Annotated in this window: 1 protein-coding gene; it reads right to left on the minus strand. The window is 60.9% G+C overall.

Translation table 11 applies throughout. The features are described 5' to 3' along the window. Nucleotides 1-1,634, minus strand: a 1,634-nt coding sequence (locus LGR44_RS21640) for a methyl-accepting chemotaxis protein (protein WP_226742788.1), incomplete at its 3' end; no start/stop codon positions are given. Nucleotides 1,635-2,298: the final 664 nt, after the last annotated feature.

Below are 2,298 nucleotides of genomic sequence, written 5' to 3' on the forward strand. Positions count from 1 at the left end.
CGGGCCAGCTCCTGGGCGGCGGAGAGCACCTGGGCGGCGGCCGCCCCGGTCTCGCCGGCGCCGCGGCGGACCTCGCCGATGTTGCCGGTGACGAGCTCGGTGCCGCGGGCGGCCTCCTGCACGTTGCGGGAGATCTCGGCGGTGGCGGCGCCCTGCTGTTCCATGGCGGCGGCGATCGAGACTGAGATCTGGGACATCTCGGCAATGGTGCTGGCAATGGCCTGGATGGCGCGCACGGCCTCCTCGGTCGCCTGCTGGACCGATCCGATCTGGGCCGAGATCTCCTCGGTGGCCTTGGAGGTCTGGTTGGCGAGCTCCTTGACCTCGGAGGCCACGACCGCAAAGCCCTTGCCGGCCTCGCCGGCCCGCGCCGCCTCGATGGTGGCGTTGAGGGCGAGCAGGTTGGTCTGGGACGCGATGTTGTTGATGAGCGCGATCACGTTGCCGATTTTCTCGGCCGAGACGGCCAGCGTCTGGACGGTGGCGTTGGTGCGCTGGGCGTCGGCGACGGCACGTTCGGCGATCTGGGAGGACTGGCTGACCTGACCGGCGATCTCGCGGATCGAGATGGAGAGCTCCTCGGTGGCGGCCGCCACCGTCTGGACGTTGGACGAGGTCTGCTCGGCCGCCGAGGCCACGCTCACCGAGCGCCCCGTCGCCTGGTCCGCAACGTCACGCATCGATCGCGCCGTTACCTCCATCTCCGTGGCAGCGGAGGCAAGCCCTTGCGTCAAGGCCGTGACGTTCGCATCGAACTGCTTCGTGAGCTGATCGAGCGTTTGGGCCCGACGCATCTTGGCATTGTTCTCGGCCTCCTGCTCGGCAGCAAGACGCTTGGTCTCGATCGCGTTGTCCTTGAAGACCAGCAACGCCCGCGCCAACTGCCCGACCTCATCGCGGCGTTCGACGCCGGTGACGGATATGTCGAGATCACCTTCCGCCAGGCGAGACATGGCTCCCGTGATGGCGCTCAGGGGGCGCACAATTCCATAGATCGTGATGGCACCAGTCAGAGAAACTGCAATCGACAATCCCACGACCGCAGAAGCGATCAAGGTCCAGGATGTCCAAGATGCACGTTCATTCGCCTGCTGGGTCGAGTGTTCCAGTGCCTTTGCGCTGATGTCGGCCTGCTCGGCGAGAACGTTTCTGACCTTGATCCTCGCATCGCGCCCTTCGCCGTTCGAGATCATCATGGCAGCGTCATCCATGTAGCCCTTGAGGCCGTGTGCAACGCTCTGATCCGTCAGAGTGAAATAGTTCATGACGATGGCCTTGAGACCTTCGAACGTCGCTTGCGTCTCGGGAGTGCGCGCCGCTGCGAGGAGGTTCTCCAGGTCCTTGACGACAGCCTGCTTGTCTTCCTCGTACCGCTTGGCGTAGGTCGCGCGAGCTTCAAGATCCTTGTCGCCGAGAATATTCTTCTCCTGGATCGTCGCCTGGTTCACGTCGGCATTGAGTTGGAGGATCAGTTTCAATTGCGTCGCATCGACCTCGACGAGTTCCTGCGTCCCTCTTGCCAGATCATCCAAGCCACTACGCGCAAGCCCAATCAGCCCGATTGCAATCGCGACGAAGATCGCTACTGGAATTGCAAGCTTCGTTACAAGCCGCAGGTTGTTGAGAAGACGCATCTGACTCTCCGAGGCGGAAAAAGGCATTTTCAAGGCAAGTAACTACCGCCGCGAGACTGTATAAAAAGTTAAGCTTCCGGAGCGTAACTAGAATAAATGCAGAATTGAAACTTAGTTCCAGGTCTGGCCGATACTATTCGTGCGAACGGCAACACAAGCCTGCACGTGGCCTCCGCCATCACGCAGTCGGGATGCATTGCCGACGCATGAACGTCGATCAGGCACAGGCAAGCTCACGCATGCAATGCACGCGCCTGCGTGCGGGTGTATTGCGCGCGTGCAACACTTGGGCACAAGCGAGAGAGCCGAGTCGGGACGGACTCGTTTGCCGTTGACGCAACAGCGCCTACCCGGCATTTATGAACAACACCTACTGATTCGGAGAGGGACGCGCGGATCACTAAGCACACTCCCTCACAGTCATAGTAGAAAAGTAAAAGTAAAAAAATGTTGTCCGGTCTTCATCGATCCGACAACGCGCGTTTGTATCACGCGTACTTGCGTCCTGAATACAATTTCATAGGGCCGGGGGGCTTTATCATGTACATCGTCGTCGATGAACGGCAGATGGTGACGGCTGGGTACGTCGCCAGTTTCGACCGCGAAGGCATCTCATCCATCGGAGTGTTCTCCGGTGAGTTCCAGGACTGGCTCAAGGCCGCCT

This window comes from Microvirga lenta (assembly GCF_020532555.1).
Lineage (GTDB): Bacteria > Pseudomonadota > Alphaproteobacteria > Rhizobiales > Beijerinckiaceae > Microvirga > Microvirga lenta.